Origin of the sequence: Pseudomonas veronii, from assembly GCF_001439695.1 — a bacterium.
GTDB classification, from domain to species: Bacteria; Pseudomonadota; Gammaproteobacteria; order Pseudomonadales; family Pseudomonadaceae; genus Aquipseudomonas; species Aquipseudomonas veronii.
Window position 1 is genome coordinate 186,434 of sequence record NZ_JYLL01000003.1, and the last position, 16,456, is coordinate 202,889.

Annotated in this window: 16 protein-coding genes; 5 read left to right on the plus strand and 11 right to left on the minus strand. The window is 61.2% G+C overall.

The window, feature by feature from the left end; translation table 11 throughout:
- The first annotated feature begins 3 nt into the window (after positions 1-3).
- A complete protein-coding gene (cadR, locus tag TU80_RS05190) occupies positions 4-453 on the plus strand; it encodes a Cd(II)/Pb(II)-responsive transcriptional regulator (RefSeq protein ID WP_017845051.1) in 450 nt (149 codons plus the stop codon).
- A gap of 82 nt (positions 454-535) precedes the next feature.
- Here the strand turns inward: cadR and TU80_RS05195 are convergent, their stop codons facing one another.
- The 3 genes from TU80_RS05195 to TU80_RS05205 all read right to left on the minus strand — a co-directional run bounded on the left by TU80_RS05195 (position 536) and on the right by TU80_RS05205 (position 3,083).
- The gene (locus TU80_RS05195) at positions 536-1,369 is read right to left on the minus strand and encodes a thymidylate synthase (protein ID WP_057003969.1); all 834 of its coding nucleotides are present in this window, start codon (positions 1,367-1,369) and stop codon (positions 536-538) included.
- A gap of 52 nt (positions 1,370-1,421) precedes the next feature.
- Positions 1,422-2,234, minus strand: a complete 813-nt coding sequence (gene lgt, locus TU80_RS05200; RefSeq protein ID WP_057003970.1) for a prolipoprotein diacylglyceryl transferase — start codon at positions 2,232-2,234, stop codon at positions 1,422-1,424.
- Positions 2,235-2,300: 66 nt separating this feature from the next.
- Complete coding sequence (locus tag TU80_RS05205) at positions 2,301-3,083, minus strand: sulfite exporter TauE/SafE family protein (protein WP_017845054.1); 783 nt, start codon at positions 3,081-3,083, stop codon at positions 2,301-2,303.
- 121 nt (positions 3,084-3,204) lie between these two features.
- Here TU80_RS05205 and TU80_RS05210 point away from each other — a divergent pair, with 121 nt between their 5' ends.
- A complete protein-coding gene (locus TU80_RS05210; protein WP_057003971.1) occupies positions 3,205-3,951 on the plus strand; it encodes an NRDE family protein in 747 nt (248 codons plus the stop codon).
- A gap of 168 nt (positions 3,952-4,119) precedes the next feature.
- Here TU80_RS05210 and ptsP read toward each other — a convergent pair whose 3' ends face one another.
- On the minus strand, positions 4,120-6,399 hold the full coding sequence (gene ptsP / locus TU80_RS05215) for a phosphoenolpyruvate--protein phosphotransferase (protein ID WP_017845056.1): 2,280 nt from the start codon (positions 6,397-6,399) through the stop codon (positions 4,120-4,122).
- A gap of 22 nt (positions 6,400-6,421) precedes the next feature.
- On the minus strand, positions 6,422-6,901 hold the full coding sequence (locus tag TU80_RS05220; RefSeq protein ID WP_026139795.1) for an RNA pyrophosphohydrolase: 480 nt from the start codon (positions 6,899-6,901) through the stop codon (positions 6,422-6,424).
- Between the two features lie 143 nt (positions 6,902-7,044).
- Between TU80_RS05220 and TU80_RS05225 the strand changes: the two genes are divergently transcribed.
- The gene (locus tag TU80_RS05225) at positions 7,045-7,701 is read left to right on the plus strand and encodes a histidinol-phosphatase (RefSeq protein WP_046381729.1); all 657 of its coding nucleotides are present in this window, start codon (positions 7,045-7,047) and stop codon (positions 7,699-7,701) included.
- 111 nt (positions 7,702-7,812) lie between these two features.
- On the opposite strand, the gene TU80_RS05230 is transcribed toward TU80_RS05225, so the two are convergent.
- A complete protein-coding gene (locus TU80_RS05230; protein WP_017845059.1) occupies positions 7,813-8,226 on the minus strand; it encodes a DUF2269 family protein in 414 nt (137 codons plus the stop codon).
- 41 nt (positions 8,227-8,267) lie between these two features.
- The gene (ilvA, locus tag TU80_RS05235; protein WP_046381728.1) at positions 8,268-9,782 is read right to left on the minus strand and encodes a threonine ammonia-lyase, biosynthetic; all 1,515 of its coding nucleotides are present in this window, start codon (positions 9,780-9,782) and stop codon (positions 8,268-8,270) included.
- Positions 9,783-9,917: 135 nt separating this feature from the next.
- On the opposite strand from ilvA, the gene rpiA reads away from it, so the two are divergent.
- Positions 9,918-10,589, plus strand: coding sequence for a ribose-5-phosphate isomerase RpiA (rpiA, locus tag TU80_RS05240; protein ID WP_017845061.1), 672 nt, complete (start codon positions 9,918-9,920; stop codon positions 10,587-10,589).
- Positions 10,590-10,620: 31 nt separating this feature from the next.
- Here rpiA and TU80_RS05245 read toward each other — a convergent pair whose 3' ends face one another.
- The 4 genes from TU80_RS05245 to TU80_RS05260 all read right to left on the minus strand — a co-directional run bounded on the left by TU80_RS05245 (position 10,621) and on the right by TU80_RS05260 (position 14,834).
- Positions 10,621-11,535 (minus strand): SdiA-regulated domain-containing protein, encoded by a 915-nt coding sequence (locus tag TU80_RS05245; protein WP_057003972.1) that lies wholly within the window; start codon positions 11,533-11,535, stop codon positions 10,621-10,623.
- Between the two features lie 118 nt (positions 11,536-11,653).
- The gene (locus tag TU80_RS05250) at positions 11,654-12,580 is read right to left on the minus strand and encodes an SdiA-regulated domain-containing protein (RefSeq protein WP_057003973.1); all 927 of its coding nucleotides are present in this window, start codon (positions 12,578-12,580) and stop codon (positions 11,654-11,656) included.
- A gap of 171 nt (positions 12,581-12,751) precedes the next feature.
- Positions 12,752-13,417: a fumarylacetoacetate hydrolase family protein gene (locus TU80_RS05255; RefSeq protein ID WP_017845064.1), complete on the minus strand. Its 666-nt coding sequence runs from the start codon at positions 13,415-13,417 to the stop codon at positions 12,752-12,754.
- A 22-nt stretch (positions 13,418-13,439) separates the two neighbouring features.
- Positions 13,440-14,834, minus strand: a complete 1,395-nt coding sequence (locus TU80_RS05260; protein WP_046381725.1) for an FAD-binding oxidoreductase — start codon at positions 14,832-14,834, stop codon at positions 13,440-13,442.
- Between the two features lie 367 nt (positions 14,835-15,201).
- Here TU80_RS05260 and serA point away from each other — a divergent pair, with 367 nt between their 5' ends.
- The gene (gene serA / locus TU80_RS05265; protein ID WP_017845066.1) at positions 15,202-16,431 is read left to right on the plus strand and encodes a phosphoglycerate dehydrogenase; all 1,230 of its coding nucleotides are present in this window, start codon (positions 15,202-15,204) and stop codon (positions 16,429-16,431) included.
- Positions 16,432-16,456 lie beyond the last annotated feature (25 nt).

Here is a 16,456-nt window from a genome sequence, read left to right on the forward strand (position 1 = left end):
GCGATGAAGATCGGCGAATTGGCCAAGCTGACCGACTGCCCGGTGGAAACCATCCGTTATTACGAGAAGGAAGGCTTGCTGCCACCACCGGCACGTACCGAGGCCAACTACCGCGTGTACACCCAGGCGCACACCGAGCGGCTGGTGTTTATCCGCAACTGCCGCAGCCTGGACATGACCCTGGAAGAAATCCGCAGCCTGCTGGGCTTACGAGACAGCCCGCAGGACCAATGCGAAAACGTGAATGCGCTGATCGACGAGCATATCCACCATGTCAAAGCACGGATCGATGGCCTGTTGGCATTGCAGGAACAGCTGATCGACCTGCGCCAGCGCTGTGGCAGCGGGCCGGAGCTGGATCAGTGCGGGATATTGCAGCGGCTGGAGGTCAGCGGCAGTGTCGCCGCCAGCGAGGCTGAGCCTTCGCATGTGGGCAGAAGCCATGGGCATTAATTCAGCCTGGTAACCGAATCAAAGTGTGGGAGGGGACTTGCTCCCTCCCACACAAGCCCACACCTTTAGACTGAGGCAGGCTTTAGATGGCGACGTCGGCTTTAATGCTTGGGTCAGCGTTGTAACCGACGATTTCGAAGTCTTCGAACTTGTAGTCATAGATCGACGCAGGCTTACGCTTGATCACCAATTCCGGCAGCTTCTTCGGCGTGCGCGCCAGTTGGGTCTGGATCTGTTCCATGTGGTTGCTGTAGGCGTGGGTGTCGCCGGTGGTGACGATGATCTCGTGGGGGATCAGGTCGCACTGCTGGGCCAGCATGTGGGTCAGCAGCGCCAGCGCGGCGGTGTTGTACGGCAGGCCGAGGAATACGTCGGAGCTGCGGATATACAACTGCATCGACAGATGGCCGTCATGCACGAACGCCTGGTACAGCAGGTGGCACGGCGGCAGGGCCTGCTTGCCGTTGCGCGCATTTTCCTGGGGGCTCTTGGTCTCGTCCGGCAGGTACTCGACGTTCCAGCCGTGGAACAGGATGCGGCGGCTGTTGGGGTTGGTCTTCAGCGTCTCGACCATGTAGTCGATCTGATTGATCGTGCCGCCGTCCTTGGTCGGCCAGGCGGTCCACTGCTCGCCGTACACCGGGCCCAGATCACCGTCTTCGGTGGCCCACTCGTCCCAGATACGCACGCCGTTCTCGTTCAGCCACTTGATGTTGGTGTTGCCGCTCAACATCCAGATCAATTCGTTGGCGATGCTTTTGAAGTGAAGCTTCTTGGTGGTCAGCAACGGGAAGCCGTCGGCCAAGTTATGCCGATACTGACGGGCAAACACAGCCTTGGTGCCGGTGCCGGTGCGGTCGCCCTTGGTCAGGCCATTGGTCACGACGTCGTTCAGTAGTTCGAGATATTGCTTCATGTCATTACCCGTATCGGTGCAGCCGAGACCTCGCAGGCCTCGGCATTCGAATTCAAAGCGCGGTGTTCTTCAACGGTTGCGGACGGTTGTACGCCCACCACAGCAGGCCCAGGCCGACGATGATCATCGGCAGACTGAGGATCTGGCCCATAGTCACCCAACCGAACGCCAGGTAGCCCAGTTGCGCATCCGGGACGCGCACGAACTCGACGACAAAACGGAAGATGCCGTAGAACAACGCGAACATACCCGACACAGCCATGGTCGGCCGTGGCTTGCGCGAGAAAATGTACAGAATGAGGAACAGTGCCACACCTTCCAGGGCGAACTGGTACAGCTGCGACGGATGGCGCGGCAATTGCGCCGGGTCGCTGAACGGCGGGAACACCATGGCCCACGGCACGTCGGTCGGCTTGCCCCACAGTTCGGCATTGATGAAGTTACCGATACGCCCGGCGCCCAGGCCGATCGGCACCAGCGGCGCAACGAAGTCCATCAGCTCGAAGAACGACTTGCCGTTGCGACGGCCAAACCACCAGGCGGCGAGCATCACGCCGATAAACCCACCGTGGAAGGCCATGCCGCCCTTCCATACCTCGAAGATCAGCGTCGGGTTGGCGATGTAGGCGGGCAAGTCGTAAAACAGCACATACCCCAGGCGTCCGCCGACGATGACCCCCATCGACAACCAGAACACCATGTCGGAGAGTTTCTCCTTGGTCCAGGTCGGGTCGAAACGGTTCAGGCGCCGGGAAGCCAGCAGCCAGGCGCCGCCGATGCCGATCAGGTACATCAACCCGTACCAGTGGATTTTCAGCGGACCGATGGCCAGGGCCACCGGGTCGATCTGCGGGTAAGGCAGCATTGCGACTCCTCGTTAAATCATTCGTTATGGCGACCGGGACCATGCCCGGGCGCGATTAAGGCTGCGTTACAGCAAGAAATTCAAACCCACGCAAAACAGCAGCCCGGCAAACAGGCGTTTGAGCAAGCGCGGCGACAAACGGTGCGCCAGGCGCGCGCCGAAGCGGGCAAACACCATGCTGGTCAGGGCAATGCCCAGCAGCGCCGGCAAATACACGAACCCTAGACTATGAGCGGGCAGCAGCGGGTCATGCCAGCCCAGAATCATGAAACTTAATGCACTGGCCAGCGCAATCGGCAGCCCGCAGGCCGACGAAGTGGCCACCGCTTGCTGCATCGGCACGCTGCGCCAGGTCAAAAACGGCACGGTCAGCGAACCGCCGCCAATCCCGAAAATCGCCGAGGCCCAGCCGATCACCGTGCCCGCCAGGGTCAGACCGAGCTTGCCCGGCACCGTTCGACTGGCCTTGGGCTTGACCTCCAGGGCCAACTGCACGGCGATGATCAGCGCGAACACGCCGATGATCTTCTGCAAGTGGGGGCCGGAAATCGCCTCGGCGGTCAGCGCGCCAAAACCGGCGCCGATCAGGATGCCCACGGTCATCCACACAAAGATCGGCCAGCGCACCGCGCCCCGTCGATGGTGCTCACGCACGGCATTGATCGAGGTGAAGATGATCGTCGCCAGGGACGTGCCCACGGCCAGGTGGGTCAGCACCTGCGGGTCGAAGCCCTGCAAGGTGAAGCTGAACACCAGCACCGGCACGATAATGATCCCGCCGCCCACGCCAAACAGCCCGGCGAGCACCCCGGCACAGGCGCCCAGCAGTAAATACAGCAGAAATTCCATGGGAGCCCCCAAACCAAGTCCGGCATGTTAACGGATGGAAGGCATGCGACCCAACTGGATACGATGGAACGCCCGCGCCAGTGTAGGTAGAGTGGCCAAACACACAAAGGGAGATCGCCTGATGTGCCTGATTGTTTTCGCCTGGCGGCCGGGCCATGCCCAACCGCTGATCGTCGCGGCCAACCGTGACGAGTTCTACGCCCGCCCCAGCCTGCCGCTGGCCCAATGGCCGGATGCGCCTGCCGTCTATGCCGGCCGCGACCAGGAAGCGGGCGGCACCTGGCTGGGGGTGAACGCCGACGGGCGATTTGCCGCCCTGACCAATATCCGCGACCCGCACCAGCCGCCGGCCCGCAAGTCGCGTGGGGAATTGGTGGCGCGGTTTCTCAGCGGTTCGCTGCCGCTTGAGCAGTATTTGGCGGAGATCAACGGCCGCGCGATTGAATATGCCGGGTTCAACCTGTTGGTGGGCACGCGGGAGGAGCTGTGGCATTACAACGCCCGCGACAGCGTGCCTACGCAGCTGCCCGCCGGGGTGTACGGCCTTTCCAATGCAGGGCTCGACACGCCATGGCCGAAATTGCTCAAGGCCAAGGCAGCGCTGGGCGAGGTACTGGAGAACCCGCAGCCGGAAACCTTGCTGGATATCTTGAGCGACCCGCAGACCGCGCCGTTTGCCGACTTGCCGGACACCGGCGTGGGCTTGGCGACCGAGAGTTTGCTATCAAGCGTATTTATCGCCAGCCCCAGTTATGGGACACGGGCGAGTACAGCGCTGATTGTGAATGCGGACGGCACGCGGCAGATGGTGGAGCGCAGTTTTGGGCCGCACGGTGGGCGGCTCGGCGAAGTCGAACTCAACCTGTAGGAGCGAGCTTGCTCGCGAAAAACGCCAACGATGACGCGCGCCCCCCTGAATGCACGCGGTACCCTCAGGTTTTTCGCGAGCAAGCTCGTGTGCTGACTGACACTCCGTAATCGGGGGCAAGTCGAGTCGTCGCACCGCCCCTCCCACATTTTTGATCGGCGCCAGGTTTTAGAGGGTCTTGGCAGAGGCCGGGTTGATCATCCGCGTCAACCCCAGGTTCTTCAGCGCCAGTTGCAGCGAGCTGTGGATAACTTGCGGGTTGTCGATGGTCATCAGCTCGGCCAGCAGTTCCTTGGCCATGCTCAGGTTGACCTGGCGCAGCAGCCACTTCACCTTCGGCAAGTTGGTGGCGTTCATCGACAGGCTGTCAAAGCCCATCGCCATCAACAGCACCGCTGCCGCCGGATCGCCGGCCATTTCCCCGCAGATGCTCACCGGCTTGCCTTCGGCATGGGCGTCGCGCACCACATGTTGCAGCGCTTGCAGCACCGCCGGGTGCAGGTAGTCGTAGAGGTCGGCCACCCGTGGGTTGTTGCGGTCCACGGCCAGCAGGTATTGGGTCAGGTCGTTGGAGCCCACCGACAGGAAGTCGACCTGCCGCGCCAGTTCCTTGGCCTGGTACACCGCCGCCGGAATTTCGATCATCACGCCGATCGGCGGCATCGGTACGTCGGCGCCTTCGTCGCGCACCTCGCCCCAGGCGCGGTGGATCAGGTGCAGGGCTTCTTCCAGCTCATGGGTGCCGGAGATCATCGGCAGCAGGATGCGCAGGTTGTTCAGGCCTTCGCTGGCCTTGAGCATGGCGCGGGTTTGTACGAGGAAAATTTCCGGGTGGTCGAGGGTGACGCGAATCCCGCGCCAGCCGAGGAAGGGGTTGTCTTCCTTGATCGGGAAATACGACAGTGACTTATCGCCGCCAATGTCCAGGCTGCGCATCGTCACCGGCAACGGATGGAAGGCGGACAGTTGCTCGCGATAAATCGCCAGTTGCTCCTTCTCGCTCGGAAAGCGCTGGTTGATCATGAACGGCACTTCGGTGCGGTACAGCCCCACCCCTTCGGCGCCGCGTTGTTGCGCGCGGGCCACATCGGCGAGCAGGCCGGTGTTGACCAGCAGCGGCACGCGATGCCCGTCGAGGGTCACGCAGGGCAGTTCGCGCAAGGCGTCGAGGCCCTGGGACAGCTGGCGTTCCTCTTCCACCACCTCGGCGTACTGCTTGCGCATCACTTCGCTGGGGTTGGTGAACACCTCGCCACGGTTGCCGTCGACGATCATTTCGATGCCGTCGACCTTGGAATACGGCAGGTCCACCAGGCCCATCACCGTCGGAATGCCCATGGCCCGGGCCAGGATCGCGACGTGGGAGTTGCCCGAACCGAGCACCGAGATCAGGCCCACCAGTTTGCCTTCCGGCACTTCGCCGAGCATGGTGGCGGTCAGTTCTTCACTGATCAGGATGGTGTTGTCGGGGTAGACCAGGTTGGTGGAACGGTCTTCCTGCAAGTAAGCGAGCAGACGGCGACCGAGGTCGCGCACATCCGAGGCGCGCTCGCGCAGGTAGGCGTCGTCCATCAATTCGAAACGGTTGACGTGATCGGAGACCACCTGGCGCAGCGCGCCCTGGGCCCACTGGCCGGTCTTGATCACGTTTTTGACTTCGCTGCCCAGCGACGCGTCATCCAGCATCATCTGGTACACCTCGAACAGCGCTCGCTCTTCGGGGCGCAGTTGGGTGGCGAGCTTGTTCGACAGGTTGCGCATGTCGGCGCGCACGCCTTCCAGGGCGGTCTTGAACAGTTTGATTTCGGCGTCGATGTCGCTGACGGTCTTGTCCGGCACCACATCGAGGTCGGCCGGCGGCAACATGACCACGGCCGTACCGACGGCCGCACCTGGCGAGCCCGGTACGCCGACGAACTTGGCTTCCTGGATGCCCTTGCCCTGGCGCCCCAGGCCGCGAATCGAGCCGGTGGCTTCGGCATGGGCGATCACCCCGGCCAATTGCGCGCTCATTGTCACGAGGAAGGCTTCTTCGCCTTCGTCGAACTGGCGGCGTTCTTTCTGCTGGATGACCAACACGCCGACAACGCGGCGGTGGTGAATGATCGGCGCGCCGAGGAACGAGGCGTAGCGCTCTTCGCCGGTTTCGGCAAAGTAGCGATAACGCGGGTGATCAGCCGCGTTTTCAAGGTTCAGGGGTTCTTCACGCGTCCCTACCAAGCCCACCAGACCTTCATTGGGCGCCATGCTGACCTTGCCGATGGAGCGCTTGTTCAAGCCCTCGGTCGCCATCAGCACAAAACGGTTGGTCTCGGGGTCCAGCAGGTAAACCGAGCAGACCTGGCTGCCCATGGCTTCCTTGACGCGCAACACAATAATCCCCAACGCCGCCTTGAGATCCTTGGCGGAGTTAACTTCCTGGACGATCTTGCGCAGCGTATTGAGCATGGCTCGGGGTCGAACTCCGTCGTCAGTCGCGCGTTAAAAGGCGCGGGGCAAGCTCTTTGAGAGCGCGACGATAAACCTCGCGCTTGAATGTCACCACCTGGCCCAACGGATACCAATAACTGACCCAACGCCAGCCATCGAACTCCGGTTTACCGGTCAAATCCATCCGCACCCGCTGCTCGTTGGAGATCAGGCGCAGGAGAAACCATTTCTGCTTCTGGCCGATACACAGCGGTTGGCTGTGGGTACGCACCAGGCGTTGCGGCAAACGATAACGCAACCAGCCACGGGTACAGGCCAAAATTTGCACATCTTCGCGCTCAAGGCCGACTTCTTCGTTCAACTCGCGGTACAAGGCGTCTTCAGGGGTTTCGTCAGGGTTGATCCCACCTTGAGGAAACTGCCAGGCATCTTGGTTGATTCGGCGAGCCCATAGGACCTGTCCGGAATCATTCGTAAGAATAATCCCGACATTAGGACGGAAACCATCGGGGTCGATCACGGCAACAACCTCGCAAACGCATGTCGTCGCATTGTTCCACAAAGGTTGTTCCAGCGGCAACGAGGCTTCTTAGCTTATGTGCAGTCTTGTGAAAAGACCGTATTCTGGACGCCTTTTTACAGACTTTTCAGCGGGTAACTGTAATGCGCCTGGCTTTATTCGACTTGGACAACACGCTTCTGGGGGGTGACAGCGATCACGCCTGGGGCGATTACCTCTGTGAACGCGGATTTCTCGACCCGGTGACCTACAAGGCACGCAACGACGAATTCTATCAGGACTACCTGGCCGGCCAGCTGGATAACGCGGCCTACCTGAATTTTTGCCTGGAAATCCTCGGCCGCACCGAAATGGCCCAATTGGAGGCATGGCACAACGACTACATGCGCGACTGCATCGAGCCGATCATGCTGCCGCAGGCATTTGAACTGCTGGCCAAGCACCGCGCCGCTGGCGACAAGCTGGTGATCATCACCGCGACCAACCGCTTCGTCACCGCGCCAATTGCCGCACGCCTGGGCGTAGACGCCCTGATCGCCACCGAATGCGAGATGGAAGACGGCCGCTACACCGGGCGCAGCACCGATGTGCCGTGCTTTCGCGAAGGCAAGGTGACGCGCCTGAACCGTTGGCTGGAAGAAACCGGGCACAGCCTGGAAGACAGCTACTTCTACAGCGATTCGATGAATGACTTGCCGCTGCTGGAGCAGGTGACGTATCCGATCGCGGTAGACCCGGACCCGAATCTGCGGGCTGAGGCTGAAAAACGCGGCTGGCCGGTGATTACGCTGCGGAGCTGATGGCCCTATCGGGGGCAAGCCCCCTCCCACATTTAACTGCATTTCAACGGATGTACGCGGTTAAATGTGGGAGGGAGCTTGCTCCCGATGCAGACAACTCGGTCCCAAGCCTTAAACCGGCTTGGCCCCCATCAACCCCGCAATCGCCACAAACCCCACCAGGCTGACCACCGCCAATGCCAAGGTGAAATTCAGGCTACCGCCCTCGCCCTTGCGCAAGCGATTGAGCCGCGCCACCAGCCAGAACCAGCACAGCGCCGCGACGGTGTAGAGCAGGCTGGAACCCAGGATCCAGGTCTGCCCCAGCGGCCAGCCGACCAGATGCACCAGCCACCAGCCGGTAAACGGCATGCTGATCAGGCAGATCCCCATCAACAACCATACGAACGCCCACGGGCGCTGCACGGTGATCGCCGGGCCGGCGCTGCGTTTGCGCCAGGCCAGCAGCGCCAGGCCGAGGCCGCTGAGCAGCAGCAACACAGTCGCCGCCATGTGGATAACTTTGAGGGTGGTCAGGGTTTCCATGTGTCGTCTTCCTTAAAGGCCGCCCCAATCAGCGTAGTCGCTCAACCGAGGAACAGTTTGTAAGCCGGGTTATCGCTTTCATCCCAGTACGGGTAGCCGATGGCTTCAAGGGCTGCCGATACCAGATGGCGCTCGTCCGCCGGGACTTGCAGGCCGGCGACCACGCGGCCGTCGGCTGCGCCGTGGTTGCGATAGTGGAACATCGAGATGTTCCAGCGCCCGCCTAATTTGTTAAGAAAGTTGAACAAGGCGCCCGGCCGCTCCGGGAATTCGAAGCGAAACACCACTTCATCGCTGACCTTCGCCGCGTGCCCGCCAACCATGTGGCGGATGTGCAACTTGGCCAGTTCGTTCTCGGTCAGGTCGAGCACCGGGAAACCCTGGCTGGTCAGGCTGGCGATCAATGCGCTGCGCGGATCGTTTTCCGGATGGGTCTGCACGCCGACGAAAATGTGCGCCTCGCGGCCGGAGTGGTAGCGATAGTTGAATTCGGTGATCTGGCGCTTGCCCACGGCCTCGCAGAACGCCTTGAAGCTGCCCGGCTTCTCGGGGATGGTCACGGCGATGATAGCTTCGCGGCCTTCACCCAGCTCGGCGCGCTCGGCCACATGGCGCAGGCGGTCGAAGTTGACGTTGGCGCCGGAGTCGATGGCCACCAGGGTTTGCCCGCTGACGCCACGGCTCTCGACGTATTTCTTGATGCCCGCCACACCCAGGGCGCCCGCTGGCTCGGTGATGGAGCGGGTGTCGTCATAGATGTCCTTGATCGCCGCACAGATTTCATCGGTGCTGACGGTGATCACTTCGTCCACATAGTCTTTGCAGATGTCGAAGGTGTACTGGCCGATCTGCGCCACCGCCACGCCATCGGCAAAAATCCCCACGGTCGGCAGCACCACGCGCTCGCCGGCGGCCATGGCAGCCTGCAGGCAGTTGGAGTCGTCCGGCTCGACGCCGATGATCTTGATCTCCGGACGCAGGTATTTCACATACGCTGCGATACCGGCGATCAGCCCGCCGCCGCCGACCGGCACGAAGATCGCGTCCAGCGGCCCAGGGTGCTGGCGCAGGATCTCCATCGCCACGGTCCCCTGCCCGGCAATGGTGTGCGGGTCGTCGTAGGGGTGAATGTAGACGTAGCCTTTTTCGTCGACCAGTTTCAGCGAGTAGGCCAGGGCTTCCGGGAACGAATCACCGTGCAGCACCACTTTGCCGCCACGGGAACGCACGCCTTCGACCTTGATTTCCGGGGTGGTCTTGGGCATCACAATAGTGGCCTTGACCCCCAGCACCTTGGCCGCCAGGGCCAGGCCCTGGGCATGGTTGCCCGCCGAAGCGGTGACCACGCCGCGCGCGCGCTCATCGGCCGTCAACTGGGTCAGCTTGTTGTACGCGCCGCGAATCTTGAACGAGAACACCGGCTGCAAGTCTTCCCGCTTGAGCAAGACCTTGTTGCCCAGCCGCTCGGAGAGCTGGCGGGCGGCCTGCAAGGGGGTTTCTATGGCAACGTCGTAAACGCGCGAGGTGAGGATCTTTTTGACGTACTGTTCAAGCATCGGCAGGCATCACTGGGCGGAGTGGGCAGGGTCGACGAGTCTAACTCAGCGTTTGGCCGGGCGACCACACGAATCCAAAGGTTTTGATGGGTTATACTCGCGCCCTCTCTACTCCCCGCCCGTTCCGGAGCCCGCATGACCCAGGATCAACTCAAACAGGCAGTGGCCCAGGCCGCTGTCGATTTAATCCTTCCTAAACTCGATGACAAGAGCATCGTCGGCGTCGGCACCGGCTCCACTGCCAACTGCTTCATCGATGCGCTGGCCAAGCACAAGGGCGCGTTCGATGGCGCCGTGGCCAGTTCCGAAGCCACCGCCGCGCGCCTCAAGGGCCATGGCATTCCGGTGTACGAGCTCAATACCGTCAGCGACCTGGAGTTCTACGTCGACGGCGCCGATGAAAGCGACGCGCACCTGAACCTGATCAAGGGCGGTGGCGCGGCCCTGACCCGCGAGAAGATCGTCGCGGCCGTGGCCAAGACCTTTATCTGCATCGCCGACGCCAGCAAACTGGTGCCGGTACTCGGCGCCTTCCCGCTGCCGGTGGAAGTGATCCCGATGGCCCGCAGCCACGTGGCCCGCGAGCTGGTGAAGCTGGGCGGCGACCCGGTGTACCGCGAAGGCGTGTTGACCGACAACGGCAACATCATCCTCGACGTGTACAACATGCAGATCACCAACCCGGTGGAGCTTGAGACGCAGATCAACGCCATCGTCGGCGTGGTCACCAACGGCCTGTTCGCCGCACGCCCGGCTGACGTGCTGCTGCTGGGCACCGCGGAAGGCGTGAAAACCCTCAAGGCCTGACGCACAACCGAATGTGGGGTCGGCGGTGTGTTCAGGCTTCTGGTTTCTTGAACACGTAGAACAGGTTCGGCTCGCTGACCAGGTACAACGTACCCGCGTCATCCATGGCGATCCCTTCGGCCTGCGGCACCCGCGCATTCAGGCCATGGCGCCCGTTAAGCAGCGACAAACTGCTTAACGGGCGACCGTCGATATCCAGCTCCAACACCAGGAACGATTCATCCGACAGCGCCAGTAAATGGCCGCTGCGTTCGTCGTATTGCAGGCTCGACAGGTCGCGCACGAACAGCCCGGCATCGCGCTTGGGGTTGTTGATGACGTGGACCGAGTAGGTTTTTTCCGGTTTGAAATGGGGAAACCCATGAACCTCATAGATCACCATCGGGTCGCGTTCCTTCGCCACGAACAGGCGCTTGCCCACCGAGTCGTAGGCAAGCCCTTCAAACCCCTTGTTGCCCCCCACATGCACACCCAGGGTCATCTGCTCCGCGTCGGTGGCGTCGAGGAACTGCGTATCGTCATCCACATGCACCTTGATCAGGCGCTGTTGGCGCTCATCGCTGATGACATAGATGTTGTCGCTGATAAATTCCACGGCCTCGGCATCTCCGAAGCCAACCAGGGGAATCCTTCGCAGGATCTTGCCAGCGAGGGACAGTTCGACCAGCTCGGCGTTTTTGTTGGTGACGGTAAACAGGCTTTTACGCACCGGGTCGTAGGTCAGCGCGGAGACGTCGTCATCCAGGCCTTCGATCACCTGGCCCTCGACGCTGACCCGGTAATCCGCCAGGCCAATGGCGCGGTCGCCAACAGGCTGGCCCCACACCTGCCAATTGAACCAGGCCCGTTCGAACAGACGAAACTGTTGTGCGACAACGCCCGCGCCCATCAAGGCGATCAGCACCAGTATGAAAAAAGCCGGTTTGGGGCGGGCAAGTCGACGCATCGGGCGGGCTCAAAGTCAAAAATGGCGAATGAATATCACGCCCGCCTGAATTTAAACTTAAACGCGCCCGGTGTGTGGCGTATGCCGCGGATAGAGAAATATCCGACGTAATCGGTTGTTATTTCTGCTTTTCGAAACGATAGAACAGGTTCGGCTCACTGACCATGTAGAGGTTGCCGTTCTCGTCCAGAGTCACGCCTTCGGCACGCGGGATCGTGTTCTTGAGGCCGTTGAAGCCGCCGAGCAAGGTCATGAAGCTGACTGGCTCGCCCTTTTCATCCAGTTCCAGCAGCAGGTGGGACTCGGCCGACAGCGCCAGCAGGTGCCCGGTGCGCGGATCGATGGCCAGCGCCGAGAGGTTGCGCATGTCGAGCTTTGTATTGGCGAGCTTTTGCTTGTCACCGACCAGGGTCTGGCTGCCGTCGCTTTTCCAGGTGAACAGCGCTGGCGGGCGTTCTTCGCCGAGCACGAACTGCTGGTTGCGCTTGTCCCAGGTGACGCCTTCAAAGGCTTTGTTCTGGTCTTTGGACGGGCCCAGGTCGTAACTCGGGAAGTCGGCCTTGTTCAACGCCGTGGTGCTGGCGTCGACCTTGACGATGGTCAGGCTGTGCTGGCGTTCATCGATCACGGCCATCAGGCCGTTTTCCATCACCGTCACACCTTCCGGGTTGTTCCAACCGTTAAGGGGCATCTTGCGCAGCACATCGCCTTGCAGGGTCAACTCGACGAGGAATGGATTTTTGCCCATGACGGAAAACAGGGTTTTCGTCTGCGGGTTGTAGGACAGGTCCGAGGCCTCGTCCTTCTCCATACCGGGCAGCAGCTTGGCGTCGATGACGGCGCGGTAATCCGGGAGCCACACGCTCGCTTGGCGTTTGGCCGGGCTTTCAAAACGTTCCACGACCCACAACACACCGCGATCGTCCCAATGCATGGCCCAGGCAACGCCATACACGATCGCCCCGACCAGAAGCAGCCAGGAATACCAGCGCAGAGCAAAACGAGAGCGTGGCTTGGGGGTGAAGGTAGGCAGGGACACGGCCATTGGGCGCTTTTTCCGGAAAGTCAGCGTTAGGTGATAGCACAGGAATAACCGGCCCGCGCGCTAGAGGCTGAAGATTATCCGGATGGGGTGTGAAAAATATGCAAACAACCGAAACGGGTGCGGGAGCTGTGGCGAGCGAGATTGTTCGCTCGCCACAGGGTTGTGCCGAAGTTAGCGAACGCTGCTTTCGAAGCGGGTCACACCGGACAGTTCCAGCACCAGCTTGTCACCGACATTCAACGGCCCAACGCCAGCGGGGGTGCCGGTGAGGATCACGTCGCCGGCCTGCAGCGAGAAGCAGCCGGCCATGTACTGGATCATCGGGATGATCGGGTTGAGCATGGCCGCGCTGTTGCCATTCTGGCGCACTTCGCCGTTGATGCTCAGGCGAATGCCGATATCGGTCAGGTCCGGGAAGGTGCTGCCGACCACGAACGGCGCGATCACCGCCGCGCCGTCGAAGGACTTGGCGATTTCCCACGGCAAGCCCTTGGCTTTCAATTCGGCCTGCTTGTCGCGCAGGGTCAGGTCCAGGGCCGGGGCGAAACCGGAGATGGCATCGAGCACTTCTTCGCGGCTGGGCTTGGTCGACAGGGGTTTGCCGATCAGCACCGCAATTTCCGCTTCGTAATGCACCGAACCACGTTCGGTGGGAATGCTGAAACCGCCTTCCAGCGCCACAACGCAGCTGCCCGGTTTGATGAACAGCAACGGTTCGGTCGGTACCGGGTTATCCAGTTCCTTGGCATGTTCGGCGTAGTTACGCCCAATACACACCACTTTACCCACCGGGAAGTGGATGTTAGTGCCGTCGACATACTTGTGCTGGTAGCTCATGGATCGACTCCTTCAGGGGCGGTTAAACAGCGAAGATCTTGCCGGGGTTCATGATCCCGTTCGGGTCAAACACCGCTTTCACGGCCTTCATGTATTCGATTTCAACCGGCGAGCGGCTGTAGGTCAGGTAGTCGCGCTTGGTCATGCCCACGCCGTGTTCGGCGGAGATCGAGCCGTTGTACTTCGCCACGGTTTCGAACACCCACTTGTTCACGGTGGCGCACTTGGCAAAGAACTCGTCCTTGCTCAGGTTTTCCGGCTTGAGGATGTTCAGGTGCAGGTTGCCGTCGCCGATATGGCCGAACCAGACAATCTCGAAGTCGGGGTAGTGTTCGCCGACGATCGCGTCAATTTCCTTCAAGAATGCCGGCACTTTCGATACCGTCACCGAAATGTCGTTCTTGTACGGCGTCCAGTGGGAAATGGTCTCGGAGATGTACTCGCGCAGTTTCCACAGGTTGTGCAGCTGGGTTTCGCTCTGGCTCATCACGCCGTCCAGCACCCAGCCCTGCTCGACGCAGTGCTCGAAGGTTTCCAGGGCGTGGTTGGCGACTTCTTCGGTGGTGGCTTCGAATTCCAGCAGTGCGTAGAACGGGCACTCGGTCTCGAACGGCGCCGGCACGTCACCACGGCCGAGGACTTTGGCCAGGGCCTTGTCAGAGAAAAACTCGAAAGCGGTCAGGTCCAGCTTGCTCTGGAATGCGTGCAACACCGGCATGATCGCGTCGAAGTCGGTGGTGCCGAGCACCATCGCGGTGAGGTTTTTCGGCGCACGGTCCAGGCGCATGGTGGCTTCCACCACAAAACCCAGGGTGCCTTCGGCGCCGATGAACAGCTGGCGCATGTCGTAGCCGGTGGCGTTCTTGATCAGGTCGCGGTTCAGTTCCAGCACGTCGCCTTTGCCGGTGACGACCTTCATGCCGGCGACCCAGTTACGGGTCATGCCGTAGCGAATGACCTTGATCCCGCCGGCATTGGTGCCGATATTGCCGCCAATCTGGCTCGAACCGGACGAAGCGAAGTCCACCGGGTAGTACAGGCCGTGCTCTTCGGCGACGTTCTGCAATTGCTTGGTGACCACGCCCGGCTGGCACTTGGCGGTGCGGTCGGTGAGGTTCACCTCGAGGATCTGGTTCATATAGTCGAACGAGACGACCACTTCACCATTGGCCGCAACGGCGGCAGCCGACAGGCCGGTACGCCCACCGGACGGCACCAGCGCGACCTTGTGCTCATTGGCCCAGCGCACGATGGCCTGCACCTGTTCAACCGTCTTGGGGAATACGATGGCAGTCGGGGCCGGGGCGAAGTGCTTGGTCCAATCCTTGCCGTAAGCCTCCAGGGAGTCGGCGTCGGTCAGCACTTTGCCGGGCTCAACCAGGGTCTTTAGCTCATCAATCAGGGCAGGATGGGTCATCGACAGAACTCTCGAACAATTCATGGTCATCCTGAGAACGCTTCACGTCGCAGGAATAGGTGTTTAGCGGGGCGCGTATGCTAGCATACCGCCCCCGTAGGACAGAGCCCAAGGGCGTTCTGCGGTGACGGCTTTCCTGCCGTCCGGGTCAGCTCTGTGCCCTGATTTACCAATACGTTTCTGTTTGACGAGTGGCTGTTGTCGTCAGGCAAGGCGCCGCGACGACTCATAGCTCTGGCTATGGGGAGGAGCGGCAACGCAGCATGACGGCAACAGACGCCGTCAAACGGGAACAGTATTGGTGAATCAGGACACATCCGGCGATCCGATTCCCTGCCATTTTTCTCCGGGATACAGGTTTACGCAGATGAGCAAGACTTCTCTCGATAAGAGCAAGATCAAGTTCCTTCTTCTGGAAGGCGTCCACCCATCGGCTGTCGAAGTTCTGAAAGCCGCCGGGTATACCAGCATTGAGTACATCACCAGTTCTCTGCCGGAAGCCCAGCTCAAGGAAAAGATCGCCGACGCGCACTTCATCGGCATTCGCTCCCGCACTCAGCTGACCGAAGAGGTCTTCGATCACGCCAAGAAACTCGTGGCGGTCGGCTGCTTCTGCATCGGCACCAACCAGGTCGACCTTAACGCAGCGCGCGAGCGCGGCATCGCGGTGTTCAACGCACCGTACTCCAACACCCGTTCCGTCGCGGAGCTGGTGCTGGCCGAGGCCATCCTGCTGCTGCGCGGCATTCCGGAGAAGAATGCCTCCTGCCACCGTGGCGGCTGGATCAAGAGCGCAGCCAACTCCTTCGAAATCCGCGGCAAGAAGCTGGGGATCATCGGTTACGGTTCGATCGGCACTCAACTGTCGGTCCTGGCCGAAAGCCTGGGCATGCAGGTGTTCTTCTACGACACCCTGACCAAGCTGCCACTGGGTAACGCCACGCAAGTGTCGAGCCTGACCGAGCTGCTGGGCATGTCCGACATCGTCACCCTGCACGTGCCGGAAACCGCTGAGACCCAGTGGATGATCGGCGAGAAGGAAATCCGCGCGATCAAGAAAGGCGGCATCCTGATCAACGCCGCCCGCGGCACCGTGGTCGAGTTGGACGCCCTGGCCGACGCGATCAAGGACAAGCACCTGATCGGCGCCGCCATCGACGTGTTCCCGGTGGAGCCACGCTCCAACGACGACATCTTCGAAAGCCCGCTGCGTGGCCTGGACAACGTGATCCTGACCCCGCACATCGGCGGCTCCACCGCTGAAGCCCAGGCCAACATTGGCCTGGAAGTCTCGGAAAAACTGGTCAAGTACAGCGACAACGGTACGTCGGTGTCCTCGGTCAACTTCCCGGAAGTGGCCCTGCCGGCTCACCCTGGCAAGCACCGTCTGCTGCACATCCACCAGAACATCCCGGGTGTGATGATGGAGATCAACAAGGTCTTCGCGGAAAACGGCATCAACATTTCCGGTCAGTTCCTGCAGACCAACGAGAAGGTCGGCTACGTGGTGATCGACGTCGACGCCGAGTACTCGGACCTGGCGCAACAGAAGCTGCAACACATCAACGGCACGATTCGTTGCCGCGTGTTGTTCTAACGCTTCAAACGCCCTACGAAAAATG

Coding starts and splice junctions, on each gene's coding strand:
- TU80_RS05230 (WP_017845059.1), bottom strand. CDS start 8,226: ATGGAAACCCTGACCACCCTCAAAGTTATCCACATGGCGGCGACTGTG.
- TU80_RS05205 (WP_017845054.1), bottom strand. CDS start 3,083: ATGGAATTTCTGCTGTATTTACTGCTGGGCGCCTGTGCCGGGGTGCTC.
- TU80_RS05245 (WP_057003972.1), bottom strand. CDS start 11,535: ATGCGTCGACTTGCCCGCCCCAAACCGGCTTTTTTCATACTGGTGCTG.
- TU80_RS05225 (WP_046381729.1), top strand. CDS start 7,045: ATGCGCCTGGCTTTATTCGACTTGGACAACACGCTTCTGGGGGGTGAC.
- TU80_RS05195 (WP_057003969.1), bottom strand. CDS start 1,369: ATGAAGCAATATCTCGAACTACTGAACGACGTCGTGACCAATGGCCTG.
- TU80_RS05260 (WP_046381725.1), bottom strand. CDS start 14,834: ATGACCCATCCTGCCCTGATTGATGAGCTAAAGACCCTGGTTGAGCCC.
- TU80_RS05255 (WP_017845064.1), bottom strand. CDS start 13,417: ATGAGCTACCAGCACAAGTATGTCGACGGCACTAACATCCACTTCCCG.
- serA (WP_017845066.1), top strand. CDS start 15,202: ATGAGCAAGACTTCTCTCGATAAGAGCAAGATCAAGTTCCTTCTTCTG.
- cadR (WP_017845051.1), top strand. CDS start 4: ATGAAGATCGGCGAATTGGCCAAGCTGACCGACTGCCCGGTGGAAACC.
- TU80_RS05250 (WP_057003973.1), bottom strand. CDS start 12,580: ATGGCCGTGTCCCTGCCTACCTTCACCCCCAAGCCACGCTCTCGTTTT.
- rpiA (WP_017845061.1), top strand. CDS start 9,918: ATGACCCAGGATCAACTCAAACAGGCAGTGGCCCAGGCCGCTGTCGAT.
- ptsP (WP_017845056.1), bottom strand. CDS start 6,399: ATGCTCAATACGCTGCGCAAGATCGTCCAGGAAGTTAACTCCGCCAAG.
- TU80_RS05210 (WP_057003971.1), top strand. CDS start 3,205: ATGTGCCTGATTGTTTTCGCCTGGCGGCCGGGCCATGCCCAACCGCTG.
- ilvA (WP_046381728.1), bottom strand. CDS start 9,782: ATGCTTGAACAGTACGTCAAAAAGATCCTCACCTCGCGCGTTTACGAC.
- lgt (WP_057003970.1), bottom strand. CDS start 2,234: ATGCTGCCTTACCCGCAGATCGACCCGGTGGCCCTGGCCATCGGTCCG.